21 protein-coding genes are annotated in these 22798 nt (G+C 72.8%); 12 read left to right on the forward strand and 9 right to left on the reverse strand.

The features are described 5' to 3' along the window. Positions 1 to 67: 67 nt before the first annotated feature. On the reverse strand, positions 68 to 1021 hold the full coding sequence (locus KIK05_RS38020) for a LysR family transcriptional regulator (protein ID WP_214415719.1): 954 nt from the start codon (positions 1019 to 1021) through the stop codon (positions 68 to 70). A 216-nt stretch (positions 1022 to 1237) separates the two neighbouring features. Between KIK05_RS38020 and KIK05_RS38025 the strand changes: the two genes are divergently transcribed. Next, positions 1238 to 2566, forward strand: coding sequence for a M64 family metallopeptidase (locus tag KIK05_RS38025; RefSeq protein WP_214415720.1), 1329 nt, complete (start codon positions 1238 to 1240; stop codon positions 2564 to 2566). Between the two features lie 58 nt (positions 2567 to 2624). Here KIK05_RS38025 and KIK05_RS38030 read toward each other — a convergent pair whose 3' ends face one another. From KIK05_RS38030 to KIK05_RS38040, 3 genes are read right to left on the reverse strand one after another with little or no spacing between them, the layout of a single operon-like run. Beyond that, on the reverse strand, positions 2625 to 2777 hold the full coding sequence (locus KIK05_RS38030; RefSeq protein WP_214415721.1) for an SDR family oxidoreductase: 153 nt from the start codon (positions 2775 to 2777) through the stop codon (positions 2625 to 2627). Beyond that, positions 2777 to 2914, reverse strand: a complete 138-nt coding sequence (locus tag KIK05_RS38035; RefSeq protein WP_214415722.1) for a Rossmann-fold NAD(P)-binding domain-containing protein — start codon at positions 2912 to 2914, stop codon at positions 2777 to 2779. The genes KIK05_RS38030 and KIK05_RS38035 overlap by 1 nt, the downstream gene beginning before the upstream one ends. Before the next feature lie 26 nt (positions 2915 to 2940). Next, positions 2941 to 3321: a MerR family transcriptional regulator gene (locus KIK05_RS38040; protein ID WP_214415723.1), complete on the reverse strand. Its 381-nt coding sequence runs from the start codon at positions 3319 to 3321 to the stop codon at positions 2941 to 2943. A gap of 91 nt (positions 3322 to 3412) precedes the next feature. On the opposite strand from KIK05_RS38040, the gene KIK05_RS38045 reads away from it, so the two are divergent. After that, positions 3413 to 4075, forward strand: coding sequence for an SDR family NAD(P)-dependent oxidoreductase (locus KIK05_RS38045; RefSeq protein WP_214415724.1), 663 nt, complete (start codon positions 3413 to 3415; stop codon positions 4073 to 4075). A gap of 20 nt (positions 4076 to 4095) precedes the next feature. Here KIK05_RS38045 and KIK05_RS38050 read toward each other — a convergent pair whose 3' ends face one another. Next, positions 4096 to 5979 (reverse strand): 2-isopropylmalate synthase, encoded by a 1884-nt coding sequence (locus KIK05_RS38050; RefSeq protein ID WP_443729135.1) that lies wholly within the window; start codon positions 5977 to 5979, stop codon positions 4096 to 4098. A 211-nt stretch (positions 5980 to 6190) separates the two neighbouring features. On the opposite strand from KIK05_RS38050, the gene KIK05_RS38055 reads away from it, so the two are divergent. Beyond that, complete coding sequence (locus KIK05_RS38055; RefSeq protein WP_214415725.1) at positions 6191 to 6880, forward strand: FadR/GntR family transcriptional regulator; 690 nt, start codon at positions 6191 to 6193, stop codon at positions 6878 to 6880. A gap of 85 nt (positions 6881 to 6965) precedes the next feature. Here the strand turns inward: KIK05_RS38055 and KIK05_RS38060 are convergent, their stop codons facing one another. Continuing rightward, positions 6966 to 8159 (reverse strand): cytochrome P450 family protein, encoded by a 1194-nt coding sequence (locus KIK05_RS38060; RefSeq protein ID WP_214415726.1) that lies wholly within the window; start codon positions 8157 to 8159, stop codon positions 6966 to 6968. A gap of 102 nt (positions 8160 to 8261) precedes the next feature. Between KIK05_RS38060 and KIK05_RS38065 the strand changes: the two genes are divergently transcribed. The 4 genes from KIK05_RS38065 to KIK05_RS38080 all read left to right on the forward strand — a co-directional run bounded on the left by KIK05_RS38065 (position 8262) and on the right by KIK05_RS38080 (position 13050). Continuing rightward, positions 8262 to 9374 (forward strand): TetR/AcrR family transcriptional regulator, encoded by a 1113-nt coding sequence (locus KIK05_RS38065; protein WP_214415727.1) that lies wholly within the window; start codon positions 8262 to 8264, stop codon positions 9372 to 9374. A gap of 257 nt (positions 9375 to 9631) precedes the next feature. Beyond that, a complete protein-coding gene (locus tag KIK05_RS38070; protein WP_214415728.1) occupies positions 9632 to 10252 on the forward strand; it encodes a hypothetical protein in 621 nt (206 codons plus the stop codon). Between the two features lie 28 nt (positions 10253 to 10280). After that, the gene (locus KIK05_RS38075) at positions 10281 to 11351 is read left to right on the forward strand and encodes a hypothetical protein (protein ID WP_250564124.1); all 1071 of its coding nucleotides are present in this window, start codon (positions 10281 to 10283) and stop codon (positions 11349 to 11351) included. A gap of 145 nt (positions 11352 to 11496) precedes the next feature. Further along, positions 11497 to 13050: a glycosyl hydrolase family 18 protein gene (locus tag KIK05_RS38080; protein WP_214415729.1), complete on the forward strand. Its 1554-nt coding sequence runs from the start codon at positions 11497 to 11499 to the stop codon at positions 13048 to 13050. Positions 13051 to 13129: 79 nt separating this feature from the next. Here KIK05_RS38080 and KIK05_RS38085 read toward each other — a convergent pair whose 3' ends face one another. Then, positions 13130 to 14599 (reverse strand): MFS transporter, encoded by a 1470-nt coding sequence (locus KIK05_RS38085; RefSeq protein WP_214415730.1) that lies wholly within the window; start codon positions 14597 to 14599, stop codon positions 13130 to 13132. A gap of 134 nt (positions 14600 to 14733) precedes the next feature. On the opposite strand from KIK05_RS38085, the gene KIK05_RS38090 reads away from it, so the two are divergent. Both KIK05_RS38090 and KIK05_RS38095 read left to right on the forward strand, forming a co-directional pair. Then, positions 14734 to 15087 carry an ArsR/SmtB family transcription factor gene (locus tag KIK05_RS38090; RefSeq protein WP_214415731.1) on the forward strand — a complete coding sequence of 118 codons (354 nt, stop codon included), beginning with the start codon at positions 14734 to 14736 and terminating at the stop codon, positions 15085 to 15087. A 199-nt stretch (positions 15088 to 15286) separates the two neighbouring features. Further along, on the forward strand, positions 15287 to 15913 hold the full coding sequence (locus KIK05_RS38095; protein ID WP_214415732.1) for a LysE family translocator: 627 nt from the start codon (positions 15287 to 15289) through the stop codon (positions 15911 to 15913). Positions 15914 to 16174: 261 nt separating this feature from the next. Here the strand turns inward: KIK05_RS38095 and KIK05_RS38100 are convergent, their stop codons facing one another. Next, the gene (locus KIK05_RS38100) at positions 16175 to 16456 is read right to left on the reverse strand and encodes a helix-turn-helix domain-containing protein (RefSeq protein WP_214415733.1); all 282 of its coding nucleotides are present in this window, start codon (positions 16454 to 16456) and stop codon (positions 16175 to 16177) included. Between the two features lie 62 nt (positions 16457 to 16518). Here KIK05_RS38100 and KIK05_RS38105 point away from each other — a divergent pair, with 62 nt between their 5' ends. Beyond that, positions 16519 to 16725, forward strand: a complete 207-nt coding sequence (locus KIK05_RS38105; RefSeq protein ID WP_372455646.1) for a hypothetical protein — start codon at positions 16519 to 16521, stop codon at positions 16723 to 16725. On the opposite strand, the gene KIK05_RS38110 is transcribed toward KIK05_RS38105, so the two are convergent. Then, positions 16691 to 17545: a MerR family transcriptional regulator gene (locus KIK05_RS38110; protein ID WP_308250287.1), complete on the reverse strand. Its 855-nt coding sequence runs from the start codon at positions 17543 to 17545 to the stop codon at positions 16691 to 16693. The genes KIK05_RS38105 and KIK05_RS38110 overlap by 35 nt on opposite strands. Before the next feature lie 22 nt (positions 17546 to 17567). On the opposite strand from KIK05_RS38110, the gene KIK05_RS38115 reads away from it, so the two are divergent. Then, positions 17568 to 18545: an aldo/keto reductase gene (locus tag KIK05_RS38115; RefSeq protein ID WP_214415734.1), complete on the forward strand. Its 978-nt coding sequence runs from the start codon at positions 17568 to 17570 to the stop codon at positions 18543 to 18545. Between the two features lie 315 nt (positions 18546 to 18860). After that, positions 18861 to 22769: a metallophosphoesterase gene (locus tag KIK05_RS49190; RefSeq protein WP_214415735.1), complete on the forward strand. Its 3909-nt coding sequence runs from the start codon at positions 18861 to 18863 to the stop codon at positions 22767 to 22769. The last annotated feature ends 29 nt before the right edge of the window (positions 22770 to 22798 follow it).

A 22798-nucleotide genomic window follows, 5' to 3' on the forward strand; every position in this document is an offset into this window, starting at 1 on the left:
CCGACGCGCAGCACCCCCTCGGGCCATCCGCGCCAGGACCGGAGGCCGAGCGTATCGGCGGGCCCCCTCACCCCGGCGGCAGCAGGCCGGTGTGGCGGGCCCGCCAGGCGGTGTAGACCGGGCGGCCGGACAGCGCCTCCTGGTGGGCCTGCCTGGCCAGGGTCGCCATCTCCTCGGCACGGTGCGCCAGCGAGCCGTCCCTGCGCCAGGCGATCAGGTGCCTCGTCCACAGCGGCGCCCCGGCCAGCGGGCGCACGACGATGCCGTCCCCGGGCGTGAACGTGGCCTGGCAGGGCGACACGGCCTGCCCTTGCGCGATCAGGACGCGGATCATCGGCACCTCGGTCATGATGTGCCGCACCTTCGGCGTGAACCCCTCGTCCTGGCAGGCGGCGACGAAGCACTCCGGCCAGCCCGCGCCGTCGGGCGGCGACAGGACCCAGTGGTCGCCGGCCAGCCGCGCCAGCGGCACCTCCTCCAGACCGGCCAGCGGGTGGCCGGCGGCCATCGCGACGAAGACCGGCTCCATGCCCACCAGGTGCACCCCCACCGAGGCGGGGACGGGCAGCTCGTGCCCGGGGTAGTCGAGCAGGGTCGCGGCGTCCAGCCGGCGGGTGGCGAGCAGGTCCATCAGCAGGCGGGGCGAATGCTCGGTGTGCACGGTGACCGCCACGCCCGGAACCTCGAACAGCCGCCGCAGCAGGCCGCTGAGCACGGGGTTGGCGTAGCCGCCGACGCGGGCGGCGCTCGGGTACCCGGCGGCCTGCGGGGCGCCCGTCATCAGCTCGTCCACGATCTGCACGGCCGACCTGGCCCGGATGAGCACGAACCGGCCGAACGGCGTGGGCGTCACGCCGAGCCGGCTGCGCCGGAAGATCTGCCCGCCGAGCGCGGACTCGATCCGCTGCAGCTGGGCGGTCAGGGCCGGCTGGGAGACGCCGAGGGCGGCCGCCGCCTTGCTCAGGCTGCCCGCGTCGGAGATCTCACATAACGCCCGCAGATGTCGTAGCTCCAACTGCATGCGGCAAATCTAGCCGGACGGGATCCGGCGGCCGGCCCCCGCACATGCGTCTCGCCGCCCATCCCGAACGCATATAACCCGGGTCTTATGTCCCCCTGTGAGCTGCGGCTGACCGGCCGGCGTTCCCGTGCCCCGCCGGCTCGACACCACCGCGTTATCGTTTCGCGACTCGGCATCCCCAAGAATCTGCGCAAATCCCCCTAACAGGAGAAACACGTGCGCAGATCGAGCTTGGCCGTCGGCGGGATCCTCCTCGCGACGTGCCTGCCGGCCACCCCGGCACACGCGCAGGACCCCGGGACGCGGAAGGTCGAGGTCTTCGGCGAGACCTCCCCCCAGGGTTATACCGAGGTCCCCGAAACCGCCGGCGGCCACCGGCGGAGCCTGCTCACCCCCTCGGCGACGGTGACGCCGGTGGAGGTGAACGGCCCCAGCGACAAACGCATCGACCTCGTGTACCTGGGCGACGGCTACACCGAGTCCGACCTGGCCCGCTACACCGCTCAGGTGACCGCCGGCTGGAACCTGCTGGCCCAGCGCGAGCCGTTCAAGAGCTACCGCAGGCTGTTCAACGTCTGGCAGGTCAACGTCGTCTCGCGCGAGTCCGGCTCCGACAACGACCCGGCGCCGGGCGTGCGGAAGGACACCGCGCTCGACAGCACGTACTACTGCGAGGACCTGGCCCGGCTGATCTGCCTCGACATCCCCGCCGCGAAGGCCTACGCGGCACTCGCGCCCGCCGCCGACCAGATCGCCGTCGTCGTCAACAGCGACACCTACGGCGGGGCCGGCTACATCGAGGACGACCTGGTCACCTTCTCCGGGGGGCACCCGGCCGGGCCCGAGATCCTGCCGCACGAACTGGGCCACTCCCTCGGCGACCTGGCCGACGAGTACCCGTACTGGGCCTATCCGAACGACGGCAGCAGGTACGAGGGCGAGGAGCCGCCGTACGCCAACGTCTCCGTCCAGGACGCCGCGCGGCAGGCGGCGTCGAAGAGCAAGTGGTGGCGATGGCTCGGCGCCCCGACCCCCGACGGCGGCACGATCGGGACCTTCGAGGGGGCGTACTACAACAACCTCGGCATCTACCGGCCCAGCGACGACTCGCTGATGCGTTCCCTGCGCAAGCCGTTCAACTCCGTGGGGCAGGAGGAGATGATCCGCAAGTTCTACGGGATGACCGGCGTCGTCGACGGCGCCACCCCGGGCACGGACGCGCCCGTGCCCGCGCCGGCCACGCTGACCGTCACGCCCGTGCGCATCCCGACGATCTCCACCCGCTGGTTCGTCAACGGCCGTGAGATCCCCGAGTGGGCCGGCGCCACCTCGGTCGAGGTGTACGCCAGGAAACCACGGACGCGTGGCGGGCGGGCCGAGCCGGCCTGGTGCGGGCGCAAGGACCTGCGGGTCAAGAAGAAGCCCTGCACCTATACCGTCACGGTCTCCGACACCACGGGTCTCGTCCGTGACCCCGGTTACCGCGCCCGGACGATGACGTCCTCGATCACCTGGACCGTCGACCGCGGGAACGGCCCCGAGTAGGTGACCTCCCGGCCCGCGTCGCCCGCCCTCCGCCCGGCCCCTCCACGGGCCGGGCGGGTCAGGCGAGGCGGCCGCCGCCGTCGACGTGCAGCACCGTGCCGGTGACGTAGGGGTTGTCGATGGCGTAGAACACGGCGTTGACCCGAACCGGGGCGATCTCCACCGCGAGCGCCCGGACCAGGAAGGCCAGCGCGCCGTTGGTGGTGGCCATCACGGTCCGGGGGGGGACGGGCGCCAGGCGGCCACGCCGGAGAAGAAGGTGAACGAGCCGCCGGTCGCGGCCTGCCCCGCCAGGTGTTTGGCCAGCAGCAGCGGTCCGATGACCTTGGCGGCGAACGCCCGCTGCACGTCGGCGAGCGACTGAAGCGATGCCGTCAGGCCGGACCGTCCTGGCCGGCCGGGCCCAGGGCGGCGGCGAGCATGGTGTCGAGCGCCTGCTGGGACGATCGCAGCCGTGTGATCTCCTCGGCGATGCGGCTGCGCTCCCGCCGCAGACTGGTGACCATCCCGGGGCAGGTGGACGGTACGAGCCGCTCACCGTCGTCGTGGACGCAGCCGATCAGCCGGGCGATGACCGCGCTGGGCAGGCCGGCGGCCAGCAGGGCGCGGATGTGGCGCACCGCCGTGACGTCCGATTCGGCGTACTCGCGGTAGCCGTTGGCGAGTCGTAGCGGCCGGAGCAGCCCCTGCTCTTCGTAGTAGCGCAGCAACCGCCGGCTGACACCTGTCCTTTGGGCCAGGGCACCGATGCGCATGTGCCTCCCTCACGCCGGAGTTGACCTTCACACCGATGTGACACCTTAACGTCCTGGTTGTCGGCCATCATCCAGCGTGAAGGAGCCAGTGATGCCGGGAGCAGTTGTCATCGGAGCCGGTCCGGGGATCGGCCGGTCGGTCGCCCGCCGGTTCGCGCGAGAGGGCCTGCCGATCGCCCTCGTCGCGCGGACGCCTCGAACGCTCGCGGAGGCGGCCGAAGCGGTCGCCCCCTTCGCCGTGCCGGTCGTCTCGCTGACCGCCGACAGCGCCGACGAGACGGCGCTGCGCGCGGCCCTCGACGCGGCGGCCGGCGAGTTCGGCCTCCCGGACGTCGTCGTCTACAACGCGGCGATCGTCCAGGCGGACGCGCCCGGTCAGCTGTCGGCGCGCGCCCACCTGGACGCCTGGGCGGTCAACGTGGTCGGAGCGCTCACCGCCGCCGCCCACGTCGCGCCCGCCATGGCGCGGCGCGGGAGCGGTTCGTTCATCGTCACCGGCGGGATGCCCGAGCCGAAGCCCGGGTACGTCAGCCTCTCGCTCGGCAAGGCCGGGGTGCGAACCCTGGTGACGCTGCTCGACCAGGAATACGGTTCCTCCGGCGTCCACGTGGCGAGCGTCACCGTGGACGGGCCCGTCGCTCCGGGCACCGCCTTCGACCCGGACGACATCGCCGAACACTACTGGCGGCTGCACACCCAGCCACGGCACCAGTGGGAGCGCGAGGTCCTCCACAGTGAGCACCGGGCACGGTGACCGCTTCGCGGCGGTGGCGGTCAGCGGGCGCGGTTGACCGCGGCGAGGACGGCGTGGACCGAGGCGGTGAGGGGGGCGGCGTCCCGGCCGGCTCCCCAGACGACCTCCTCGCCGACGCGGCACCGGACGTAGGCGACGACACCGCCGGGGACGGGGTGCCGGACGTGGTCGAGGACCTCCACGGCGATCCCCGCGGCGGCCAGCGCCGCCGCGAAGGCGCCCGGCACCCCGTCGCCGTCGCCGACGTACCGGCCCTCACCGTCGCGGCCGGAGCCGTCCGTGCCCTGGTGCCCGCCCTCGCACGAGCCGTCCGCGTCCGGGGAGCCGGCGGCCGCGCGCAGGACGCAGGTGAAGCGGTGCCTCCCGGGTGTGGTCTCCTCGCTCGTCCATGACGACAGCCCGACGGTCCCCTCGCGCGCCGGGTCGAGGTAGGTGGCGGAGAACAGTTCCCACAGCTGCCCGGCCGTCGCCTCCTGCCCGCTGCCGTCGGTGGCGGCCTGGACGACGCGGGAGAAGTCGGCGCGCAGCGCCCCCGGCAGCTCCAGCCCGTGGTGGACGTTCAGCAGGTACGCCACGCCGCCCTTGCCCGACTGGCTGTTGACCCGGATCACCGCCTCGTAGTCGCGCCCCACGTCCGCGGGATCGATCGGCAGGTACGGCACGTCCCACGGCGCCCGCGCGGCCGGGACGCCCATCTCGCGGGACCGCTCGCGGTGGTGGGCCAGCCCCTTGGCGATGGCGTCCTGATGGGTCCCGGAGAAGGCGGTGTAGACGAGCTCCCCCGCGTAGGGGTGGCGCGGGTGCACCGGCAGGCGGTTGCAGTGCTCGGCGGTCTCCCGGATGACGTCGATGTCCGAGAAGTCGATCATCGGGTCGACGCCCTGGGCGTGGAGGTTGAGGGCGAGAGTGACCAGGTCGACGTTCCCGGTGCGCTCCCCGTTGCCGAACAGGCAGCCCTCCACGCGCTGCGCCCCGGCCATCACGGCCAGCTCGGCGCAGGCGACCCCGGTGCCGCGGTCGTTGTGCGGATGCACCGAGAGGATCACCGAGTCGCGTCGCGCCAGGTGGCGGTGCATGTACTCGATCTGGTCGGCGTACACGTCGGGGGTGGCGATCTCGACGGTGGCGGGCAGGTTGTGGGTCACCGGCCGGTCGGGGCAGGCGTCCCAGAGCTCGGTCAGCCCGTCGCACACCGAGAGCACGAAATCGGGCTCGGTCTGGTTGAACACCTCCGGGGAGAACTGGAACCGTACCCGCCCCCGCCGGCGCCGCTCCGCCAGCCGGGCCATGTGCTCCGCGGCATCGGTGATCATGGCGTGCACCTCGGCCCGGGACCGTCCGAGGACCACCTCGCGCCAGACCGGCGCCGTCGCGGTGTACAGGTGCACGACCGTGCGGGGCAGCCCTTCGATCGCCTCGAAGGTCCGCTCGATCAGATCGCGCCGGGCAGGGGTGAAGACCACCACCGTCACGTCGTCGGGGACGGCGTCGCCGTCCGCGAGGTGCCGGACGAAGTCGAAGTCGGTCCGGCTGGCCGAGGGGTAGCCGATCTCGATCTCCTTGAAGCCCATCGCGACGAGCAGGTCGAACATGCGCCGCTTGCGCGGGGTGTCCATCGGCTCGGCCAGGGCCTGGTTGCCGTCGCGCAGGTCCACCGGCACCCACAGCGGCGCCCGCTCGACGCGGCGTCCCGGCCACAGCCGCTCGGCCGCCGGGAGGGTGACCTTCTCGTGCACCGGCCGGTACCGGTGGTGGGGCATCGCGCTCGCGCGCTGCGGGTTCCACTCCGGCGCCCCCTGGGGGACCGGGCCGCTCGGGGTGCGCAGGGTCGGGAAGCCGCGGGTGGCGGCGAGACCGGCGGCGGAGGTGCCGCCGTGGTGAACGTGGTCGCTGGTGACGCTCATGGGCTGGAGGATCCTTCGGTCGATCCGGTGGGACGACCGGCCAGGTCGGCCGGCCATTCGTCGACCGGCAGCACGGCACCCCGCGGCGGGGTGCCGGTCGCCTCAGGCCCCGCCGCGGCAGCCGAGAAGAAGCTCGCGCAGCGTCATGGCGGGTAGACTAACCACAATTCAACTCCTCAGACAAGCTGAGAACCTGAGAGGTGAAACTCGAATGGCGCTCGGCGCGCTCCGCCCCAGCCCCTTGGTCGAACAGGCCACCCGCCATCTGCGCGAGCAGATCACCCAGGGCCACTGGCCGGTCGGCACCAGGCTCCCCGGCGAGACCACCCTGGCCAAGACCCTCGGCGTCGGGCGCTCCACGGTGCGCGAAGCCCTGCGCGCGCTGGCCGGAGCCGGCCTCCTGCAGGCCCGGCAGGGCGCGGGCGTGTTCGTCATCGCCACCGAACCGGCCGAGGACTGGCCCGCCCGCCTGCGCCGGGCCGCCGTCACCGACGTCTACGAGGTCCGCATGCTGCTGGAGGTGCAGGCCGCGCGCCTGGCCGCCGAGCGCCACACGACGGAGGACCTCACTGCGCTGCGCGACGCGCTCCAGGCCCGCCGCGCCGCCGCCGCGCGCGGGGACGACGAGTTCGTCGACGCCGACATCGCCCTGCACTCCGCCGTCGTCGCCGCCGCGCACAACCCGGTCCTCACCGAGCTGTTCACCGAGTTCGTCCCCGCGCTGCGCGGCGGGCTCATCGACCTGGTCGGGCTGCTCGGCCTGCGCTCGGCCGACGCCAACCCCGGCGACGACAGCCACGCCGCCCTGGTCGAGGCGGTCGCACGGGGAGACGCCGACGCGGCCGGGCGCACCATCCAGGCCGAACTGGAGCAGACCCTGGCCCGGCTGCGCACCCGCTGAGGCGGCAGGCGCCGCCTCGGCCCGCAGGCGCCGGCAGCCGTCGCGGATCGCCACGACCGGCCGAACGGCTGGTGCGGGCGGAGGGTCACAGGCTCACCGGCAGTGACGAGAGCCGCCAGGCGCCCGGGTCGGGGACGCGGAGCTCCGCCGGGGACGCCGCGAGCGCCGCTCCGGGGAGGCGGCGCAGCAGCGCCGTGAGCGCGACCTCGGTCTGGACGCGCGCCGGCGCGGCCCCGAGGCAGAAGTGCGGCCCGTGGGCGAACGCCAGGTGCCCGGCCCCCGGCGCCCGGCGGACGTCGAACCGCTCGGGGTCGGTGAACGCCCGCGGGTCGCGGTTGGCGGCGGCGATCGCCACCGTGACCGGCTCGCCGCGCCGCACGAGGACGCCGTGCAGTTCGACGTCCTCCCGGGCGCGGCGCGGGATCGTCAGAAGCTGCGGCCCGCACCAGCGCAGCAGCTCCTCGACGGCGTCCGGCATGAGCCCCGGATCCCCGCGCAGGACGGCGAGCTGCTCGGGGTGGGCGACCAGCTCGGCCACGGCGTTGGCGATCAGGTTGGCGGGGGTCTGTCCTGCGATGACCAGGTGCCACACCAGGGTGACGATCTCGGCGTCGGCGAGCCGGTCGCCGTCCTCGTCCCGCACGCGGACGAGGTCGGACAGCACGTCGTCGCCCGGCTCCGCCCGCCGCCGCTCCAGCGCGCCCAGCGCGTCCTCGACGATCCCCGGCACGGCCTCGGCGAACCCGCTGCCCGAACCGGCCGCCACGACGGCGCCGTAGGCGTGCCAGCGCGGCCGGTCGGCCTCCGGGATGCCGACCAGCTCGCAGATGACCTCCATCGGCAGGGGCTTGGCGAAGTGCGCCAGCAGATCGACCGTGCCGCCCTCGGCGTGCTCGGGCAGCTCGTCGAGCAGCCGCGCGACGACGCGCTCGACGCGGGGGCGGAACACGGCGGCGCGGCGCGGGGTGAACGCCGGGGCCACCAGACGGCGCAGCCGCGCGTGCTCGGCGCCCTCCATCTCGGCCATGGTGCGCATGTACGGGCGGCAGTGCTCGGGCACCTGGGGCGGCATGAAACTCGCGGCGCCGAGCTCGAACCGCGGGTCGCCGAGCATCGCCCGCGCGTCGTCGTGCCGGGTGAGCGCCCACATCGGCCCGAACCCCGGGGCGAGCAGCCGGGCGATCGGCGAACGCTCGCGCGCCCGCCCGTACACCGCGAAGGGGTCGCGCAGCACCTCGGCGTCGCCCAGCTCGACCTCAGGGACGTCCTCGTTCGTCATGTCTTCTCCTCGAATCCAGATGATGAAATCATATGATGACATCATCTGAATGCGTGACGGTATCTTTGGGCGGGCGATCAGGCAAGCGGGGGCAGGAGGACGATGGGCCGGCTCAGCAGGGCGCAACTGCAGGAACACAACCGCGCCCAGGTGCTCGCCGCCGCCAGGGACGAGTTCACCGAGCACGGCTTCCGCGGCGCCAAGGTCGACGGCATCGCCGAACGCGCCGGGCTGACCCGCGGCGCGGTCTACTCCAACTTCCCGGGCAAGCGGGCCCTGTACTTCTCGGTCCTGGCCGACCTCGCCGAGCACGCCCCCGAGCCGCCCGCGCCGCTCCACGCGCGGCCCGAGGATGCGCTCGCCGCGTTCGCCCGCGCCTGGGTCGCCCGGCTCCCCCTGGCCACCGACGATCCGCGCGCCCCGGCGAGGCTCGCGGCCGACCTGGTGCCCGAGATCATCGCCGACGAGCGCACCCGCCTGGCGTTCGCCCAGCTGACGAAACTGGGCGCCATCCTGCTCGGCCTCGCCCTGGAGCGGCTCCGGCCGCCGGGCTCGCCTCCGGCCCGGCTGGTCCGCGTGGCCGAGGCGGCGCTGACCACGCTGCACGGCGCCAGCCGGCTGGCCGCGGCCGCCCCCGGGTTCCTCGAGCCGTTCGACGTCGTCACCGTCTGCCGGGAGCTGGCGGGCCTCGACCTCGGCGGCCGATGGCCGCTCGTCCCCCAGGTCCCGGCGGCGCGGCCGGCCGACGAGCCGTGGTCCCCGCCCCCTGCGCTGGACGCCGTCCGCGGCGAACCGGTGGCCCTGGCGGAGGAGGACGTGGTGGCGGTCCTCGGGCTGCACCGGCTGGAGGCGGCGGAGGAGGCCGTGCGGGCCGCGCCGCCCGGGGCGCGGGTGACCGCCGTCGTCGTCACCGGCGACCCCGGCGAGCTCGCGCCGCTGGCGCGCCTGGCCGTCGCCGAGGTGTGCGGCTGCCTGCGCCAGGCCTTCCCGCGCGCCGCCTGGCCGCGCCTGCGCGTGGTGCACGATCCCGGCGGGGCCGTGGCCGCCGCCGCCGGCGTGCCCGCGGTCGGGGACGGCACCGAGGTGGCCGTCCGCGTCCGGGACGGCCGCATCGTCGCCCGCGCCGACCACCGCGGCGCCTGCCACGCCGCCGCCTCCGCCGCACACCTTGATCGCGGGAGTACCGGCGGCCCAGAGGACAAGATCAGAGGGTAGGGGGCCGGTTCGTCGCACCTGCCGTCCGGCCCGAGGCGCGTGAACGCCACCGGCCGCCGCTCCGTGGGAAGACCCGGCCCGAGGCGCGTGAACGCCACCGGCAGCGGCTCCCCGGGAAGACCCGGCCCGGGGGCCTGAGAACGGCCTCCCCCGCGCAGGGGACGCGGTTCCCTCCCCGGGGTGATGAGCCGCGAGGGGGCGGGCTGCGATCTTCGACATACGCCGGGCGAACGACGCCCTGCGTACCGGAGGTCGTCTTGAACACGCTTACCGAAGCGCCGCCCCCACCCGGCCGGCTGCGCGCCGCCTGGACCGCCGCGCACGCCACCGTGCCCGGGGTCCCCCGCTGGGCGCGCATCGCCGCCCTCGCCATCCCGTTCACCGTGCTGCCGTCCGGCCTCTGGCGGGTCGCGGCGATGACCTTCCACGCGCCGATCGTCATCCACAACCACGACATGGGGCCAGGAGACCTCCCCTCGTGGCTGCCGGGGGAGCTGTACGTGGTCCTGCTGTCGGTCATCTCCGAGATCGCGGCGTTCGCGGCCGTCGGACTGGTCGCCCCCTGGGGCGAGGTGTTCCCGCGCTGGGTCCCGGGCCTGCGCGGCCGGACGGTGCCGCCGGCGGCCGCGGTCGTCCCCGCCGCCCTCGCCGCCGCCGTCCTGACCTGCCTGTGGACATGGGCGGCGGTCACCATGTTCATGGGAACGGACATCCGCGGCCGTCCGCTCATCGCCGGTTTCCCGCTCAACACCTCCACCTGGCAGGGGTGGCTCGCCATCGCCGCCTACGCCCCGCTGGTGCTGTGGGGACCGCTGCTGGCCGCCGTGACCGCCGCGTACGCGTGGCGCCGCTCCCACCTTCCCGTCGCCGCCGCCTGACCCGGGCCGTCAAGAACAGGAGGCCGTCGTGGCCACTCCCGTAGAAGCAGCACCCCGCCCGCCGTCGTGGTCCTCGCGGGGGCCGGTGTGGGCGCCGTACGCCGCGGCGGTGTGGGGGCCGCTGTACGCGGCCGTCGAGGTGACCTGGGCGGCGACGGGCACCACGGTGCCCTGGAGGCCCGGCGATCCCTACCCGGCGGCGGTCCAGCTCGTGCTGGCCCTGGCGGCCGTCACGGCGGCCGGGGCCTGCCTGCTCGGCGCCCGCGCACCGGGCCGGGCGGGCAGGACGGTGGCGACGGCGGCCCTGGCCGTGACCATCCCGGTCTTCGCGGTGGGCCTGGTCGCCCTGCCCGTCGAATTCGTGACGCTGGCGTCCGGCGCGGGAGTGGAGAGCGCGACCGGGCTCGCCCAGATCCTGCTCAACTCGGCCGGCGCGGCCCTGCTCACCCTCTCGGCGGTCGTCCTGCGCCGTCGCGCGCGCGGCAGGTGCGTCCGCTGCGGCCAGGATCACCCGGGCGCGGGCGGCGGCCCGCTCGTCCATCCCACGCCCTCCACCGCCTCCCGGCGGGCCCGGCTCGCCGCGTTCGCGCTGCTCGGCGGCCTGCTGCCCTGGGCAGGGGTCAAGACCATCTGGACGCTGGGCGGTGACGCGCTGGGCCTCACCGCGGAGCAGTGGCGGCGGATCAACGCCGGCGCGCCCCTGTCGGCCCACGCGCTGGCGTCGGTGGGCATCGACGTCACCGTGCTGGCCGCGATGCTCGGGGTCTTCCTGGCCCTCGGCCTGCTGTACCGGTGGGGGATGCGCTTCCCGCGATGGGTGCCGTTCCTGTCCGGTACGCGGGTTCCCCGGCTGCTGCCGCTGATCCCGGCCTGGCTCACCTCCGCCGGTCTGTCGGTGTACGGGATCGGCATCATGGTGTACGTGACGCTCACAGTGCTCGGCGTGCTGCCGGCGGCCGGGCCGTCGGACGGTTTCACCGCCGCCGGGATCACCTGGATGGCGGTGTTCGGCGGCCTGGCGTTCGGCGGGCTGGGACTCGCCCTGCTGACGGGGGCGCGCTCCTACGCCGCCCGCACCCGTCCGATCTGCGGCAGCTGACCGGTTTGGGTCTTGTACGGCGTTGGCGGCGGGGCTACCATCGGTTAATTCTTAGGAAACTTTCCTATAAGAAGTGCCCCGCGCCCCGCCGCGCCGTCGACGCCCGGTGACCTCTCCCACCAGGGCGCCAGAAGGGTTGTCCCCCATGAAGCGAACCCCCCGCCTGCTGGTGACGGCAGTGTCGCTGTTGCTGGCGCTCATCGGGGTCCTCGTCACACAGACGTCGGCCCAGGCCGCCAACCTCCTCGCCAATCCCGGCTTCGAGACCGGGACCCTCTCGCCCTGGTCGTGCACCGGGGGGCTCGGCTCGGTGGTCGGCTCCCCGGTCCGCTCCGGCGTGAAGGCGCTCGCCGGCGCGGCGGGCAACTCCGACACCGCCGAGTGCTCCCAGTCGGTGAGCGTCAGGCCGAGCACCGCCTACACCTTGACCGCCTGGGTGCGCGGCGCCTACGTGTACCTCGGCGTGAACGGGGGCGGGTCCACCTGGACCTCCTCGGCGACGGCGTACACACAGCTCTCGGTCGCCTTCACCACCGGGGCGTCCCAGACGACGGCCGTGGTCTACCTGCACGGCTGGTACGGGCAGGGCACCTACTACGCCGACGACGTCAGCTTCGACGGGCCGGGCACCCCACCCGGCACGCCCACCCCCACCCCCACGCCGACTCCCACTCCCACCCCGACCCCCACGCCGACGCCGACCCCCACCCCGACTCCCACTCCCACTCCCACGCCGACGGACGACACCTGCGCGGTGAAGCCCAGGCCGGCGGGCAAGGTCCTGCAGGGGTACTGGGAGAACTGGGACGGCGCGTCGAACGGCGTGCACCCTCCGCTCGGCTGGATCCCCATCACCGACTCCCGCATCAAGGCCCACGGCTACAACGTGATCAACGCGGCCTTCCCGGTCATCCGCTCCGACGGGACCGTCCTGTGGGAGGACGGCATGGACTCCACCGTCAAGGTCGCCACGCCCGCGGAGATGTGCCAGGCCAAGGCCGCCGGCGCGACGATCCTGATGTCGATCGGCGGAGCGGCCGCCGGAATCGATCTGAGCTCCAGCACCGTCGCCGACCGCTTCGTCGCCACCATCGTGCCGATCCTCAAGAAGTACAACTTCGACGGGATCGACATCGACATCGAGACCGGCCTGTCCGGCAGCGGCAACATCAACCAGCTGTCGGCGTCCCAGTCCAACCTCATCCGCATCATCGACGGCGTGCTCGCCCAGATGCCGTCCGGCTTCGGCCTCACCATGGCCCCCGAGACGGCGTACGTCACCGGCGGCAGCGTCACCTACGGCTCGATCTGGGGGGCGTACCTGCCGATCGTCAAGAAGTACGCCGACAACGGGCGCCTGTGGTGGCTGAACATGCAGTACTACAACGGGAGCATGTACGGCTGCTCCGGCGACTCCTACTCCGCCGGCACCGTCCAGGGGTTCGTCGCCCAGACCACCTGCCTGAACAACGGCCTGGTCATCCAGGGCACGACGATCAAGGTCCCGTATGACAAGCAGGTCCCCGGCCTGCCCGCCCAGAGCGGGGCCGGAGGCGGCTACATGGCGCCGTCCCTGGTGTCCCAGAGCTGGAACAGCTTCAACGGGCAGCTGAAGGGCCTGATGGACTGGTCCGTCAACTGGGACGGCTCGAAGGGCTGGACCTTCGGCGACAACGTCAAGTCCCTGCAGGGCCGCTAGACGCGCCCCACGTCCCCCTCCCGGCCCGGGAGGGGGACGCCGCCGAGGCGGTGAGGGGTCCCCGCGCGTCGACGTGCGGTCAGCCGGCCGCGTGGGACCTGTCCCGCTGCCCGGTGGCGACGGTCCGGCGGCTCGGGCGCGGCAGGGTGAGTGCGACCAGGAGGCCGGCGATCATCGCGGCAGCGGTGAGCAGGATGACGAGGAACTCGCCGTCGGCCGTGGCGGCGCTCAGGGCCTGGCCGGCCTTGCCCTCGGTGCCGATGTCGGCGATGACGGTGAAGACGGCCAGGCCGATGGCGTTGCCGATGTTGAGCGCGGTGGAGGCGATGCCGTTGGCCACGCCCTGTTCGTGGCTGGCGGTGCCGGTGGCGGCGGCGATCCACATGGCGGTCCAGACGATGCCCTGGCCGAGGCCGGAGACGATGAGGCCGGGCACCAGCAGGCCGTACCCGGCCCCGGCGTCGAAGCCGAGGGCGAGGACGGCGGTGCCGGGCGCGCCGATGGCGAAGCCGATCAGCAGCGTGGCACGGGTGCCGACCCGGGTGGCCAGGCGTTCGCCGCTCTGGGTGCCGGCGGCGATGGCCAGTGAGGGGATGAGGAAGGCCAGTCCGGTCTGCAGGGCGCTGTAGCCATGGACGCTCTGCAGCAGCACGGTGAGGAAGTACGGCAGGACGCCGAAGGTGGCCATGTAGATGAAGGTGACCAGCATGCCGACGGTCAGGCTGCGGTTGCGGAAGAGCCGGAAGGGCATGAGCGGGTCGGCGCTGCGGGCCTCGACCAGCGCGAAGATCACCAGCAGTACGGCGGCCAGCAGGAAGGCGGCGATCACCGGGAGGCTGCCCCAGCCCAGCTCCGGCCCCTCGACCAGGGCGAAGACCAGCAGGGTCGATCCGGCGGTGACGCTCAGCGCCCCCGGTACGTCGAATCTGCGCCGTTCCCCTCTGGCCGGGTCGCGCGGGATGACGGCCAGGGCCGCCAGCGCGACCAGCCCGGCCAGGGGGACGTTGACGAAGAAGACGGCGGGCCAGCCGAAGTTCTGGGTGAGCAGGCCGCCGAGCAGTGCGCCGATGGTCAGTCCGCTGGCGCCGGCACCGCCCCAGACCGCCAGCGCGCGGTTACGCTGCGGGCCTTCGGCGAAGAGGCTGTTGAGCAGCGCCAGCGTGGAGGGCAGCAGCAGCGCCCCGCCGACGCCCTGGACGGCGCGGGCGACGATGATGACGACGGGACCGGTGGCCAGGCCGCCCGCCAGCGAGGAGACGGCGTACAGGGCCAGGGCGAACACGAAGACGCGGCGGCGGCCGAGCAGGTCCGCCGCCCGGCCGCCGAACAGCAGGAAGCCGCCGGCGAAGACGACGTAGGCGCTGACCACGAGTTGCTGGGTCTGGCCGGGGAAGCCCAGGTCACTGCCGATCTTGGGGAGCGCGACGAACACGATGTTGAGGTCGAGCGCGTAGATGAGCTGGGCCAGGGCGAGTAGCGCCAGGGTCCAGCCGAGCCGTGGCTTGACGTCGCCCGGTGATCGCACGGGCGGCGCGGATGATGTGGACATGGAACGCCCTTCGGGGAGCCGGTGGCGGGCATGCGGAAGCCCGTCCCACAGGAACGATCGTACGAGTATCTACGTACGATCGTACTATGCCACATCCCAGGAAGACCGTTCGACAATCGCGGTACAGTGGCACCATGGCCTTCCGTCATCCCGACCGTGACCAGATCCGGATCGAAGACGTGTTGTCGGCGCTGGGGAACGGTGTGCGCCTCGCCGCCGTACGCCTGCTCGACGCCGGCGGCGAGCACAACTGCACCAGCGTCCTGAACACGCTGGGGATCACCGCGAAGTCGACCATGACCCATCACTGGCGGGTGCTGCGGGACAGCGGCGTCATCTGGCAGCGACCCTCGGGACGGGAGAACCTGCTCGTCCTGCGGCGCGAGGATCTGGACGCCCGTTATCCCGGGCTGCTCGACGCCATCCTGACCGGCGCCGGCGCCGACGACGCCCTCCAGCACCGCGACCGCACCGGCTCGGCCGCCTGACGAAGGCCGGCCGGACTCCCGGTCGCATACCGCCGGACACCGGATGTCGGGAACCATGGCTGCGCGGCCTGAAGGCCGCCGCCGAAGCCCGGAGCGCCGGCCGGGGATGACCAGACCGTGCCCCACCAGGAGACCCCGGCAGGATGGGTTGCCGGGGTCTCACCGTTCACCAGAACGGGACATAGGGGATGATGGGCCGGTGCTCTCCTCGCTCGCCTCTTTCGCGGTCGTCGCCGGGTTGATGACGATCGTCCCCGGCCTGGACACCGCCCTGGTGCTGCGCTCCGCCGTCAGCCGCGGCCGGCGGCAGGCGTTCGCGACGGCCCTGGGCGTCAACACCGGGGTGCTGGTGTGGGGCGCGGCCGCGGCCGTCGGCGTCTCGGCGCTGCTGACCGCCTCCGAGCTCGCGTACACGGTGCTGCGCTTCGCCGGTGCCGCGTACATGGTGTGGTTCGGCGCGTCGATGCTGTGGCGGGCCCGGCGCGGCGGCGAGGAGGCCGAGAACGGGCAGGAGCCGGCCTCGGCGGGCGCGGGGCGGGCGTGGATGCGCGGGATGGCGACCAACCTGCTCAACCCCAAGGTCGGCGTCTTCTACGTCGCCCTGCTGCCGCAGTTCATCCCGCAGGACGCGCCCCACCTGCTCACCGGCGTGCTGCTGGCCCTGGTGCACAACGTGGAGGGCATGGCCTGGTTCACGCTGCTGATCCTCGGCGCCGGGCTGGCCCGGGAGTGGCTGGGCCGCCCTGTGGTGCGGCGCGTGGTCGACCGGCTCACCGGGACCGTGCTGATCGGCTTCGGCCTGCGCCTGGCCCTGACACGCGACTGAGCCCCGCTCAGGCCGCGCGGCCCGGTACGGCTTGAGCACGCCCTTGACCGTGCCGGCGAACACCGCGCCGCCCTGACCGGCGGCGTACCTGACGATTATCCGCGCCGGGGACGCCGAGGCCGCCCGGCGGGCCGCGAAGAGTCACATCGAGGCGGCCGGCCGCGCCTACCATCCTGCCGGCTAGATCGACGGCCGCCGCCGGCCCTGCCACGCGCGGCCACCCGGACACCATGCCCCGGCCCGGCCGCAGGGCGCGGCGGGTCAGCCGGCCAGTTTGCCGGTCTCGACGTGCCGCGTGGAGTGCTCGGCGCAGATGGCGGCCAGGGTGTCCAGGGAGACGCCGAGGGCCTCGGCCAGGGCGGAGACGGTGAAGAAGGCCGGCGTGGGGATGCGGCCCGTCTCGATCTTGCGCAGCGTCTCGGCGGAGATGCCCGCCGCCACGGCCACCTCGGCCATGCTGCGCTGCCCGCGCGCCTGGCGCAGCAGCGCGCCGAGCAGCTCGCCTCGCTCGCGTTCGGACCCGGTCAGGGGAACTCGCACCATGCGATCCATAGTACCGAGATAACAATACCGGTATTGTTATCGGGAGGCGGTGCGACGACCTGGTGAGCATCGACGGCGGGGCGCACCTCGACGGCTGGACCGGCGACGCGGCGATCAGTTTCACCATCGGGGCGGCCCGCCGGGAGGACACCGAGCTCATCGAGGCGGCCGAGCGGGCCTTGCGGGCCGGCATCCGGGCACCCGGCGCCCCTGTGAGACCTCCCGGCGCGCCCCTCAGCCGTCCTCGAGCCGCACCAGCAGGTGGGTGATCAGCTGCTCGGGCGGGGTGACGGCCGGGTCGGAGAGGTAGACCTCACGGATCGGCCCCGGTGGCTGGTGGCCCCGCTCGGCGCACCAGGCCAGCAGCGCGTGCGCGGTCAGCCCGATCTGGTCGTACGGCCCGATGTGCACCGCGCGGGCGAACACACCGCCGGGCAGCACGTCCGGCCGCGTCCCCGGCGGCGGCCCCTGCGTCCCTTCCGCGAGCGCCGTCACCGTCACCGGAATCTGCTCGCCCAGCTCCAAGGGGAACAGCCCGGCCAGCGGCACCATGCCGTGGGCCAGGAGCCGGGCGGCGCAGCCACTGGTCGCGCGGGCCACGTCCTCGGGCCCGGCCGCCACGTCCCGCACGGCGACCACCCTGCGCGCGGGCTCGCGCACCACGCTCACCTGCGTCTTGGGCAGGCCGTCGGTCAGCACGTGCTCAAGGGTGGCCAGGGCCCTGCGGCGCCTGGCCAGCTCGGCCTCCAGGTTCTCGCGCACCCGCGCGAGGGCCTCGGCCGGCGAGGCACCGGAGAGCACCTCCGCGATCGCGGTGAGCGGTACGTCCAGCGAGCGCAGCAGCCCGATCGACAGCGCCGTGCGTGCCTGGCCGGGGCGGTAGTAGCGGTAACCGCTGTCCGGGTCGACGTGAGCCGGGGGCAACAGGCCGAGCTCGTCGTAGTTGCGCAGTTGCTTGACGCTCAGCCTGCACAGCCGCGCGAACCGGCCGATGGGCATCAGCCCGCCGGAGTCCTCCTCGTGCATGGCGAACAGCATGGACCCTCCCCCGGCGGGAGACTCCAGCGGCCCCCGGTCCGGGCGGCTCACCGGGGCTTCTACGATCGGTCGGGTGGAGAAGCGTGAATTGGGCAGGACAGGCAGGCAGGTCGGGGTGGTCGGCCTCGGCGCGTGGCAACTGGGCGCCGACTGGGGCCAGGTCGGCGAGGACGAGGCACTGGCCACGCTGCACGCGGCCGTCGACGCCGGGGTGACGTTCATCGACACCGCCGACGTGTACGGCGACGGCCGCAGCGAGCGGATCGTCGGCCGTCTGATCAGGGAACGGCCGGGCCTCACGGTGGCCACGAAGATGGGCCGCCGCGTGCCGCAGGAGCACTCCGCCTACACCTTGGACAACTTCCGCGCCTGGAACGACCGCTCGCGGGAGAACCTCGGCGTCGACATCCTCGACCTGGTCCAGCTGCACTGCCCGCCCACCTCGGTGTACTCCGACCCGGCGGTGTACGACGCGCTGGACACCATGGTCGAGGAGGGCCGTATCGCCGCCTACGGGGTGAGCGTGGAGACCTGCGAGGAGGCGCTGACCGCGATCGCCCGGCCCAACGTGGCCACGGTGCAGATCATCCTCAACGCCTTCCGTCTCAAGCCGCTGGAGCGGGTGCTGCCGGCCGCCGCCGCGGCGGGGGTGGGCGTCATCGCCCGTGTCCCCCTGGCCAGCGGGCTGTTGTCCGGCCGCTACGACCGGCACACGAGCTTCGGGCCGGACGACCACCGCACCTTCAACCGGCACGGGGATGCGTTCGACGTCGGCGAGACCTTCTCCGGTGTCGACTTCGCGACCGGCCTGAAGGCCGTCGAGCGGCTCAAGCGGCTGGTGCCGGACGGCATGACCACCGCCCAGTTCGCGCTGCGCTGGATCATCGACCAGCCGGCCGTCAGCGTGGTCATCCCCGGTGCCCGCAACGGGGCCCAGGCCGGGGCCAACGCCGCCGCCGCGTCCCTGCCGCCGCTGGACGAGGCGACCCTGGCCGCCGTCGCCGAGGTGTACGACGACCTGATCCGCCCCCAGGTCCACGACCGCTGGTGACCGCGTCGGGCGGAGCCGCCGGCGCCCTCCGGCCCGGCGGCTCCCCGACGCACGAAGGGAGCTTGTCAGACCGTTTATCCCTATTGGGTGATGCGACCCACTTATTCCGGTCTCGCGACGTATGACCAGAATGAGACGATCGCTTCCTCTCCTCGTCAGTCTCTCCATGCACAGCGTTCACTCGCGCCGTCCAAGGTGCCCGAGGGCGAACCGCCTGATCGGAACTTGTGAACGACATAGAAGGGACTGCACCTGATGCAGCCGATAGCAGCCGGAAAGCTGCTGAGAGGCTCGAGGAGTCGAGGACGTCTCGCCGTGGTCACCGTGGTCGCGGCGCTGCTCGTCAGCGGCGTCGTGAGAGCGGCGCACGCCGACCCGGAACCGGGGAAGACGGTTCAGGGACGTCCCAGCCCGACGCCGACCGGTTCCCGGACCCCTCCGACCCTCACCCCCGCCGACGGTTCCTTCCTCGAGGGCACGGCGAAGATCGCGGCCGTCCCCACCACCGCCGGTGACAGCGTCACGAAGCTCGCCCTCGACGGCACCGCGGTCGACGCCACCCGGACGGTCGGGGTCTCCAAGCTCCGCTTCGACGTCGGCTCGAACTCCACCGAGGCGCGGTACCACAACTACGTGCTCATCAACGGTGTGCACCGCAGCGACATCGGCGACCACGTGAACGAGCGGGCGACCGTAGAGATCCCCAACGAACACCTCGTCAAGGGCGAGAACACCATCGAGATCGTCGCGGGTGCGATCGACGGTTCCTGCGGCCTCAACTACGACGACTTCGTCCTGTCCGACGTGGGCCTCGAACTGCTCGGCGAGGTCGCGGACGGCGAGGACAACCCCTACACTCTCTCCTTCGGCGACGGCAACTGCGGCTCGAACACCTCGCTGCTCAAGCGGGCCACGCTGAAGTTCTTCGTCCAGGGCGACCCGCAGGGCACCACGGGTCTCGCGGCGGACGTGGACACCACGGCGCTGCCCAACGGCGAGCACGCCATCACCGCCACGACCGCGGCCGGGGTGACCGTCAAGAACACCGTGACCGTGAACAACGCTCCGGCCGGGGCTCCCCGGCTGCTGCCCACGGACGGGACGCTGGTGGCGGGCACCAAGACGGTTTCCGCGACCCTGCCGGCCGACGGCGGAGGCGGGGTCTCGTCCCTCACCGTCGACGGCGCCGAACCGCGCACGAAGGCCACACTGGGCAACGGCGCGGCGAAGTTCGGCTTCGACGTGGGCACGGACTCGATCGACGACAAGTACGACGACTTCCTGCTCGTCAACGGCAAGCGCGTCGACCTGGGCGGCTCCTGGGCCGACCGGCGCGTCACGGTCGCGGTCCCGGCCCGGTTCCTGGTGCCCGGCGACAACACGATCAAGGTCGTGACCGGCGACTACAAGGCGTCCTGCGGCGTCGACCGCGACGACTTCAGGATCGCGAACCTCGACCTCGCCCTCGACGGCGCCACCGTGACCGGCCACGACGTCAAGCCGTCGTACGACATGGGGGACGGCACCTGCGGGAGCGGCCAGAGCGCCCTCCGCGACGCCGAACTGCACTACACGATCGACGCCCCGGCGGTGCACGCCGTCCAGACGCTGGGTTCGGGGAACGCCACCCTCAGCTTCAATGTGGGCGGCAACTCGATCGAGGCGCGCTACCAGAACCACCTGCTCGTCAACGGCCAGAAGGTCGTGCTCGACGGTGACTTCGTGAGCCGGCGCGTCGACTTCACCTTCCCGAACGAGTACCTCGTACCCGGCTGGAACACGATCGACTTCGTGGCCGGCACCTATCCGACGTCGTGCGGCGCCAACCGCGACGACTTCGCGATCTCGAACATCGCCCTCACCCCGGTGCGCGGCGCGGCGACCGGCCAGATGCTCAAGAACTCCTACAGCATGGGCGACGGCAACTGCGGCGACAACGTGAACCTGCTGACCGAGATCGACCTCGAGTTCCTCGTGGACGCGCCCGCCGGCGGTCTGCGCGCGGACCTCGACACCACCGCCGTCAAGGACGGCAAGCACACCCTCGCCGCCGCCTCGGCCACCGGTGAGACCGCGAGCCGTACCCTGGTCACCGACAACACGGCGCCCAAGGTCGCCAAGAGCGTCCCGGCCGCCGACGAGAGGATCACCGCCTCGGTGGTGCTGGACGTCAAGCTCGAGGACGCCTCCGGCGTGGTGTCCGGGCCGGACGTCAAGCTCGACGGCCGGCCGATCGAACCGGGCGCCCAGGTGGGCCCGGGCCTGCGGGCCGGGAAGCACACCCTGGCCGTGACCGGCGCCGACGGGCTCGGCAACACCGCGACCCGCGAGATCGTGTTCGAGTCGGCGGGCATCCCCGACGTCCCGGCCGAGCTGACCCCCGCGTCGGGGGCCGCGGACGTGCCGAAGCGGGCCACGCTCTCGGCGAAGGTGGCCGAACCCGACGGCGGCCGGGTGACGGCGACGTTCTCCCAGGCCGAGATCCTCACCCCGAACCAGGCGTTCCAGGGCACGGCCCGGTCCGTCCCCACGACCCTGCGGGTGCCGGGCGAGAAGAAGGTCAGGGCCGAGGGGCTGGAGCCGGCCGACGGCGCGACGCTCGAGGCGCCCAGCGGGAAGGATCTCGTCTACCAGCGGTACGACGTCCAGGTGAAGGGCCACGTGGACTCTCCGGTCCTGCGCTGGGAGGGCGTCATCGACCCCGAGCGCCTGGCGTCCCTGCGCGTGTGGAACACCGAGGCCGAGTCGTGGGACCTGCTGACCAGCGCCCGTGGCGCCGCCCAGGGCAGGACCGTCCTGACGGGCGTCGTCGGCGACGAGTACGTCGACAAGCAGCAGGTGCACGTCATGGTGACGGGCGAGGACCCGTTCGCCGACGACATCGACCCCGGCGACCCGAACGGCTTCGCCGACCCCGCCACCTACGACTTCTCGATCGTCCACTTCACCGACACGCAGTACATCTCCGAGGGCGCGGTGGAGCAGGAGACCCCCGAGGAGCGCGGGGTGTGGGAGTCCGCCTACGCCGGCATCGTCAACTGGATCAAGGACAACAAGGACCAGCGCAAGATCTCCTACGTCGCGCACACCGGGGACATCATCGAGAACAACATCCGCAAGCCCGCGGACGAGGCCACGCGGAAGCAGGTCGTCGGTGAGCTCGAGGTGTCCTCCAAGCAGCAGCGCGTGCTGGACGAGGCCGACATCCCGAACGGCGTGATCGCCGGCAACCACGACAACCAGTCGGGCACCGAGAACGGGCCGGACGCGATCTACAACAAGTACTACGGTCCCAGCCGGTACCGGACGGCGGCGCAGGGCTGGCGGCACGCCTCCTACGGCGGGCCGTGGAAGGAAGGCGACAACCAGAACCACTACGACCTGTTCTCCGCGGGCGGGCTCGACTTCGTCGTGGTCGGCCTGTCGTACGGCGTGACGCGGGAGGAGGCCGAATGGGCCGACTCCGTCTTCAAGAAGTTCCCCAACCGGAACGGCATCCTGCTGTCGCACGACTACCTCGTGCCGAGCGCCGACCCCGACGGACGCGGCGCCGGATTCTCGGCCCCGGACGGCTCGATGCTCTACAAGACGGTGGTCGAGAAGAACCCGAACGTCTTCCTCATCCTCGCCGGGCACGAGCACGGCGTGGGCACCAACGTGAAGCCGAAGGTGGGCCAGGTCGGCAACGGCGTCGTCGAGCTGCTGGCGGACTACCAGTTCTACACGGTGTCGGCCGACCGTCTCGGGCTCACCCGGATCGGCGGGTACAACCCCGACGACCAGCTCCAGTTCGGCGCGAGCTTCTTCAGGCTGCTGCAGTTCAACGTCAAGCGGGCGGAGCTGACCGTGGACACCTACTCGCCGCTGCTCGACGACTTCGGCGCCGGCGAGTTCGACCCGCTGCGCCGCTACGACGGGCGTGAGGACAACATGGTGCTGCCGGTCGACCTCACCACCCGTACGACGAGCTTCCAGACCGACGCGCTGGCGCTCTACGAGCCGACCAGGACCATCGGCAAGAGCACGGTGGAGTCCGGTCAGGTCGCCTCGGTGACCTGGGACCGTCTCAAGGACGACACCGCGTACGCCTGGTTCGTCACGGCACGTTCCGGCGGCGGCGGGGTGACCGCCTCCGAACCGAGCGTCTTCGTCACCAAGGACGAGCACGGCCGGCCGGGCACATGGGGACCGGACTCCCCCATGTACCACTGGTTCGACCGCTGACGATCACCGCCGCCCCGGACCCGGTCCGG

The sequence above is a fragment of the Sphaerisporangium fuscum genome, from assembly GCF_018531465.1.
GTDB classification, from domain to species: Bacteria; Actinomycetota; Actinomycetes; order Streptosporangiales; family Streptosporangiaceae; genus Sphaerisporangium; species Sphaerisporangium fuscum.